Raw genomic sequence first — 6,718 nt, 5'->3', positions numbered from 1 at the left:
AGCTGCCAGGGTCGAGAGTCCTCCCATGCGGCCCAGCCTTATCGTTACGAGCGCCTACTCGAGCAACTGTTCGGGCGTGTGCAGGGAGATTCCGGCGTGGCGAGCTTGCTCTCCCGCGGTCGTAGCACCCAAGGTGTGACGCTCGACCACGCCGGCTCTCGGCATCTAATCTGGCAGATCGCCAAGAGATAAGGGTGCCGAAGGCGGGTGAGGGGCAGACGGCGCCGCGATCCCGGCAGGTGCAAGGCGTATCGAGTGTCGGCAAACGGCGTGTGCGCATGTGGAGAGGTTGCGTGATCAGACAGCGATGCCTCTCCGCTTGCCCCTCATCCGCCCGCCGGGCACCTTCTCCCCGCAGGCGGGGAGAAGGGTGTTTCCCCGCGATGTGGAAATGCAGTACCCCTCTCCCCGCCTGCGGGGAGAGGGTGCCGAAGGCGGGTGAGGGGCAGACGGCGCCGCGATGCTCGTCAGTGAACGATGTGTCGAGTGTTGTGGCGCAAAACGGGCGGGTGTCGAAAGAGAACACCCCACGGCCGAACCACAAAGGGTCGCAGTCGAAGCAGAACGCCTCGTGCACGAAGCTCAAAGGTGAGACGACGAAGCAAAAAGTCTCGCGCTCAAGGCTCAAAGGTGAGACTGCGAAGCAAAAAGCCTCGCGCGCAAGACTCAAAGGTGAGACGACGAAGCAAAAAGCCTCTCTCGCAAGGTGCAAAGGTGAGACGGCAAAGCAAAAAGCCTCGCGCACGAGGCTCGAAGGTGAGACGACGAGGCTTTCTTCTTCTGACTTCGCACCAGAAAGGTGCCTGCGCGAGGCTTTTCGGTGAGATGACAAGGAACATGTCCTGGCGGCCGAAGCGGAGAGCCTCGCGGCCGAAGCAAAAAGCCTCGCAGCAGAAGCAGCAAGCCTTGCCCACGAGGCTTTTCGGTCCGCCATCGAAGCTTTCCGCCTCGCCGCCGCCGCTCGCCGCCCCGCGCCAGGCAGCAGGCGCCGCGCTACCGCGATCCGCCACCGTTCGACGTGACATGACAACAGGCAGAATAGTCCGATGACCGACCCCCGCGACCGCCAGGCCGACGCCCTGATCGACCACCTGCAACGCGAGCAGGGCGGGCGGTTGACCATCTTCCTGGGCGCCGCACCCGGCGTGGGCAAGACCTACACCATGCTGTCGCGGGCCCGCGAACTGCGCCGGCAGGGAAAGGACGTCGTCGTCGGGATCGTCGAGACGCACGGGCGGGGCGAGACCGCCGCGCTGACCGACGGGCTGGAGATCCTGCCGCGCCGGCGGATGGAGTACCACGGCCGCTGGCTGGACGAGATGGACCTGGACGCGCTGCTGGCGCGTCGCCCGCAGATCGCGCTGGTCGACGAACTGGCCCACCGCAATGCGCCCGGCAGCCGCCACGAGCGGCGCTGGCAGGATGTGATCGAACTGCTCGATGCCGGCATCGACGTGCATACGACGATCAACATCCAGCATCTGGAAAGCCTCAACGACGTGGTCCACCGGATCACCGGCGTGCGGGTCAGTGAGACCGTGCCGGACGCCGTGTTCGACCGCCTGCGCGACATCGTGCTGGTCGACCTGCCGCCACGCGAGCTGATCGAGCGGCTGCACCAGGGCAAGGTGTACCTGCCGGAACAGGCATCGCAGGCGCTGCAGGCGTTCTTCTCGCCGTCGAACCTGATCGCGTTGCGCGAACTGGCCATGCAGACCGCCGCCGACCGCGTGGACAGCGACCTGCGCGAGGACCAGGCCGCGCGCGGCCTGCCGGGCCTGCCGCTGCGCCGGCGCGTGCTGGTCGCCATCGACGGGCTGGGATCGTCGGAGTATCTGGTGCGCGCCGCGCGTCGCATCGCCGAGCGGCGTGACGCGCCGTGGAGCGTGGTGACGGTGCAGTCCGACAGCGCCGATGCCGCCCGCCAGCGCGAGATCGACCAGGCGTTCGCACTGGCGCGGCGGCTGGGAGCCGAGGCGGAGGTCCTGCGCGGCACCCGCATCGCCGACGCGCTGCTCGACCATGCCGCGCAGAACGGCGCCTCGACGCTGGTGCTGGGGCGCACGCGCGAGCGGCCGGTGGCACGCATGTTCAACCGCACGCTGACCCAGCAGATCCTGCAGCGCGGCGCGCACTACGAGTTGGTCATCATCAGCACGCCGGAAGCGCGCGCCCGCGCGCGCCGCATGAGCGGCGAGACACGCGGCGGGTGGTCGCGCAGCGATGTCGGCTTCGCCGCGCTGGCCTCGCTGCTGGCGGTGGGCGTGGCGTGGCTGGCCGAGAGCTGGGTGGGGCTGGAAGACCTGTCGATGGTGTTCATCGTGGCGGTGGTGCTGGTGGCGGCGCGCACGCGGATGTCCGCCGCGGTGGTGGCCGCGCTGCTGAGCTTCCTGGCCTACAACTTCTTCTTCATCGAGCCGCGCTTCACCTTCAACATCGGCGCGCGCCAGGGCGTGACCACGGTGTTCCTGTTCCTGGTGGCGGCACTGGTGGCGGGACGGCTGGCCTCGCGCCTGCGCATGCAGGTGGTGGCGCTGCGCGCGGCCAACGTGCACGCCACGGCGCTGCAGGCGCTGGGCCGCGAACTCGCCGCGGCCGCCGACCTGGGGCAGGTGCTGGCCGCCGGGCGCAAGGCGCTGGAGCGCGCGCTGTCCGTCGATGCATGGCTGCGCGTGCAGGGACGCGAGGAACCGGCGGATGCCCTGCTGCCCGACATCGAGCGCGCCGCCGCCGACTGGGCGCAGCAGCACGGGCAGGCGACCGGTCGCCATACCGACACGCTGGCCGGCGCGGGCCGCTGGTTCCTGCCGTTGCGCGGCGAGGGCAGCACGCTGGGCGTGCTGGGGCTGCGCTTCGATGCGTCGTCCCGGCTGCTGCCGGAACAGCGGCGGCTGGCCGAGGCGATGGCCGAGGACATCGCGCAGGCGGTGCTGCGCACGCGCTTGGTCGCCGAACTGGAGGATGCGCGCGTCGGCGGCGAGACCGAGCGCCTGCGCTCGGCGTTGCTGTCGTCGGTCTCGCACGACCTGCGCTCGCCGCTGGCCTCGATGATCGGCTCCGCCAGCAGCCTGGCCAGTTACTGGGATGCGATGGGCGGCGACGATCGCCGCAGCCTGCTCGACACCATCCAGCAGGAAGGCGAGCGGCTGGACCGCTACATCCAGAACCTGCTCGACATGACCCGCCTGGGCCACAGCGGTCTGACCCTCAACCGCGACTGGATCGGGGTGGACGAACTGCTGGGCTCGGCGGTGTCGCGCCTGCAGCGCTACCAGCCGGAGGTGCGCGTGCAGATCACGGTCGCGCCCGACGTGCCGACGATCTGGGTACATCCGGCGCTGATCGAGCAGGCGGTGTTCAACGTGCTGGAGAACGCGGGCAAGTTCTCCCCGCCCGGCGAACCGGTGCAGGTGGAAGCGAAGCTCGTCGACGGCGCGCTGCGCATCGACGTGCGTGATCGCGGGCCGGGCATTCCGGAAGACGAGCGCAGCCGCATCTTCGACATGTTCTACAGCGTGGAGCGCGGCGACCGCGGTCGCCACGGTACCGGGCTGGGCCTGGCGATCTGCCAGGGCATGGTGGGCGCGCACGGCGGCAGCGTGCAGGCGCTGCCCGGGCCGGATGGCCGCGGTACGGTGATCCGGATTACCCTGCCGCTGCTCACTCCCACGCCACAGGCACCGGCTTGACCTACAGCGCGCCACCGCCCGCCACGTCCGCACCGCCGGCGCGCATCCTGGTGATCGACGACGAGCCGCAGATCCGGCGCTTCCTCGACATCAGCCTGCGCGCGCAGGGGTATGTGGTGGCGTTGGCCGATAGCGGCCACGCGGGTCTGGCCGACCTGGCCGCGCAGGGGGCCGACCTGGTGGTGCTGGACATCGGCCTGCCCGATCTGGATGGCCACGAGGTGCTGCGCGAACTGCGGCAGTGGTCGCAGGTGCCGGTGATCATGCTGACCGTGCGCGATGGCGAGGCGGAGAAAGTCGCGGCACTGGACGGCGGTGCCAACGATTACGTCACCAAGCCGTTCGGCGTGCAGGAACTGATGGCACGCGTCCGCGGCCTGCTGCGCACGCGCATCGCCGCCAGCGACGCGGCCATGCCCCTGTTCGACGACGGCCACCTGCACGTCGACCTCGGCCGCCGCGAAGTAACCCTGGCAGGCGAGGCCGTGGCCTTGAGCCGCAAGGAATTCGCCCTGCTCGCCTTGCTGCTGCAACACCCTGGCCGCGTGGTCACCCAACCGCAACTGCTGCGCGAACTCTGGGGCCCCGACCACCAGCACGACACGCATTACCTGCGCATCCTGGTGGGCAAGTTGCGGCAGAAGCTCGGCGATGATGCGACGGCGCCGCGGTATATCGCGACGGAGCCGGGGGTGGGGTTGAGGTTTGTGGGGGGGAGCTGACGTAGGGGAACCTGACGTCCCGGCGGCAATTCAAGTACGGACTCACATTCCGTGCGTCACGGCGAGCTTGTCTGTCGGCCCGATGAGGAAGTGCGGGGCTAGCCGAGAAAATCCACCCCCAACCAATGGATGGGTTCGGTCCGTGAAGGCCGGATCGCACATGTGCAGCCACCTCCAAAGCGCGCGACGGTTGACCCGCCCGCGATGTCGCAACACCATGGGTCAGCCCCAGCGACGCGAGGACAAGGATGATGTTGGGTGGATCGCGAAGAATTTTCATGGCAAGCGCGCTGCTTCTGGCAACAGGACCGGGGTGTGCTTCAGTGCCTTCGCCTGAGGCGGCAAAGTACAAGGCGACTATTCCCGCTGCTTCGGCCACTCCGGTACACGTGGTTGATGACGGACATGCTGGGACGCTATCCCCGACGTCAACCGCTGCTTCCATCATCGCGACCACCGCGGAAGGCATGTCGGTGGTGAAGGACTGTGATGCGCTAGCGCTAGCGGACAAGGAGTCGTGCTACGCCCGCTATGACGAAGCCACACTGGCCGAGTGCGAAGCGGCGCGACTCTACAGCTGCGCGCCTTATGCCCGCATGCACCGGACAGAGGTACGGCTCAAGAAGGCAGGCGAAGCCCTGCTGCAGGCCATGCGCACTGCGTATGGCTCCTACGAGCACGAACAGCCTGGCTACTTGAAGGATGCGGAAGGCGCCTATGCAGCCGCTGACAGCGCCTGGCGAGCGTATCGGGACGCGCACTGCGGGCTGACGCCCATGCTTGAAGGCATGTCGCGTCCGGACCTTCCCGGGCTGATCGAAGTGTGCCGCGCCCTCATGACCGAGGCGCGCATCAAGGAAATTGATGAGGTGATGTCCAACCTGTTTGCGGAGGGAGCCGCCAATGACGAACAGAAATCAAGAACCCCGGACTTATGACCCGCTGGACCGCACGACGTTCGATGCGATCGCCTACAACGCCGTCGGACGCGCATCCGAGATCGGCACTTACCCTGCACTGAGCCTGACACACAGCAGCGGAAACTCCGGCTGGAGCGTCGGCATCGTGCAGTGGGACTTTGGCCAGCCGGGGCGTGGCGAGAAGGTGCACGACCTGATATCCGGCTACCAGGCATGGGCCAGCCCGGACAGGCACTTCTCGCCTGCGGAAGTGACGGATCTCACCCGACGGCTGCAGACCCGCGGCCAGTCAGGCAATGCGTTGAGTGTGGAAGAACAGTCGCGCCTGAACGACTATCTGCGCTCTGACCTGGGCCGTGAGCTGGTGAGCTCTCTGAATCAGGAGCAGATCGACAAGAAGTGGCAGAACGTCGGTGAGCCCCTCTCCCGCATCGAATGGCTGCGCGATCTGCGCCGGACAGATCCCGCAGAAGCAACAGAAATCGTTGCCCAGTCAATGAAGCTTTACAACCAGAACGAGAGGCGCGGGGAACGGCTGATCGACCATCTGGAGAGCAATGAACTGAGCGCGGAGGCGACACGCGACTGGATTGGAGGAGAGGGTATCCGTGGGTTGAGCGCCAGCGCGCGTCACGCGATCGTGACGGGGCGGGACAATGCCATCGCGGGAGCTCAACTGATGAACGCCCTGGAACTCGGTGAGGGGAGGCTGGCCCAGGCATGGCGCCGCGAGGTTCATGAGCGTGGCAACCCGTCACTGTACGAGAGCTTCAACAACAGCCCTGATGTGCAACTGCTCGATGCGATGCTGCGCAGCCCTGCCGCAGGACGCACGATCCTTGAACACGTGGACAACCATGAGCCAGCGAGGGACGCCAGGATTCGTGCGGCGCGGCCGAATGCCGTGCAGGAAATGTCCTCGATCACGTTGAGCCGCGCCCGGGAGCTGACCGTCACCAGCCCTGCCGCAGACATCTTTGTCATGACCCGGGAAGGCTGGGATCGGAACGGAATCCCGATGCAGCGCCGGGAAGGCCGTGCGGTGGACATGCCCGACCACACGGAAGGACTGCGCTTTCTCCCCCAGGTGCCTGACGGTGTGCGGCACCCCGATCAAGTGCAGGTGCAAGACTCGCCCACTACGTTGCTCGACCGTCTATACGACGCAGCGGTCAACAAGGATGAGAAGGCAATGGATGCGTCATTGACGGAGTACGGCCGTAGCCCGGCCGGGCTGCAGTTTCAGCGCGAGATCGCGGCCGCAGCAGCGCAGTGGCAGGCCGAGACGCGTCGCACGGAAGTGCAACCCCAGGCCGGCGAGCGGGACGCCGCGGAGCAACGGCCAACGTCCACGGGTCCCGTATTGTCGATGTGATGGAGGGAGCGA

At 67.4% G+C, this 6,718-nt stretch carries 4 protein-coding genes; all 4 read left to right on the top strand.

Annotated features, from left to right (window positions below; genetic code table 11):
- Positions 1–1,046: 1,046 nt before the first annotated feature.
- The 4 genes from MMG85_RS02715 (at position 1,047) to MMG85_RS02700 (ending at position 6,706) form a co-directional block, all read left to right on the top strand.
- The gene (locus MMG85_RS02715) at positions 1,047–3,689 is read left to right on the top strand and encodes a sensor histidine kinase KdpD (protein WP_241044605.1); all 2,643 of its coding nucleotides are present in this window, start codon (positions 1,047–1,049) and stop codon (positions 3,687–3,689) included.
- Positions 3,686–4,411 (top strand): response regulator transcription factor, encoded by a 726-nt coding sequence (locus MMG85_RS02710; RefSeq protein WP_241044604.1) that lies wholly within the window; start codon positions 3,686–3,688, stop codon positions 4,409–4,411. The genes MMG85_RS02715 and MMG85_RS02710 overlap by 4 nt, the downstream gene beginning before the upstream one ends.
- Positions 4,412–4,689: 278 nt before the next feature.
- A complete protein-coding gene (locus tag MMG85_RS02705) occupies positions 4,690–5,349 on the top strand; it encodes a lysozyme inhibitor LprI family protein (protein ID WP_241044603.1) in 660 nt (219 codons plus the stop codon).
- On the top strand, positions 5,315–6,706 hold the full coding sequence (locus MMG85_RS02700; RefSeq protein WP_241044602.1) for a hypothetical protein: 1,392 nt from the start codon (positions 5,315–5,317) through the stop codon (positions 6,704–6,706). The genes MMG85_RS02705 and MMG85_RS02700 overlap by 35 nt, the downstream gene beginning before the upstream one ends.
- The last annotated feature ends 12 nt before the right edge of the window (positions 6,707–6,718 follow it).

This window comes from Pseudoxanthomonas sp. LH2527 (assembly GCF_022539275.1).
In the GTDB taxonomy this organism is placed as follows: Bacteria; Pseudomonadota; Gammaproteobacteria; order Xanthomonadales; family Xanthomonadaceae; genus Pseudoxanthomonas_A.
This window is presented reverse-complemented; position numbering and strand designations above follow the sequence as displayed.

Bases quoted from the DNA above. Each gene is read 5' to 3' on its own strand.
- MMG85_RS02705 (WP_241044603.1), top strand. From the start codon at position 4,690: ATGGCAAGCGCGCTGCTTCTGGCAACAGGACCGGGGTGTGCTTCAGTG.
- MMG85_RS02715 (WP_241044605.1), top strand. From the start codon at position 1,047: ATGACCGACCCCCGCGACCGCCAGGCCGACGCCCTGATCGACCACCTG.
- MMG85_RS02700 (WP_241044602.1), top strand. From the start codon at position 5,315: ATGACGAACAGAAATCAAGAACCCCGGACTTATGACCCGCTGGACCGC.